The sequence below is a fragment of the Sagittula salina genome (assembly GCF_017813235.1).
In the GTDB taxonomy this organism is placed as follows: domain Bacteria; phylum Pseudomonadota; class Alphaproteobacteria; order Rhodobacterales; family Rhodobacteraceae; genus Sagittula; species Sagittula salina.
In genome coordinates, this window is record NZ_JAGISH010000074.1 from 1 (window position 1) to 253 (window position 253).

Below are 253 nucleotides of genomic sequence, written 5' to 3' on the forward strand. Positions count from 1 at the left end.
TTGCACATCAGATGGATTAACAATACTTCCCTTTTGTAGTGCCAAAGCTTGCAGAATTTTAACCAGACGCATGGCCACCTGAACGGTAGGATCACCAGGCTCCAAGTTACTTACCCGACGTCCGCTAATCCCACTCGCAATATCAATCACACTTAAACGTGGCAGCTGAGTCTGGGCACTAAAACTGGCATAATCACTGAGTTTTATTTGACCTAAATTAATCTTATTCGAACCAAAACTTTGAATAGAAAAC

Annotated in this window: 1 protein-coding gene; it reads right to left on the bottom strand. The window is 41.9% G+C overall.

Annotated features, from left to right (window positions below; translation table 11 throughout):
- Positions 1–253: hypothetical protein (locus J5474_RS22610; RefSeq protein ID WP_209364271.1), on the bottom strand; the 253-nt coding region annotated here is incomplete at both ends.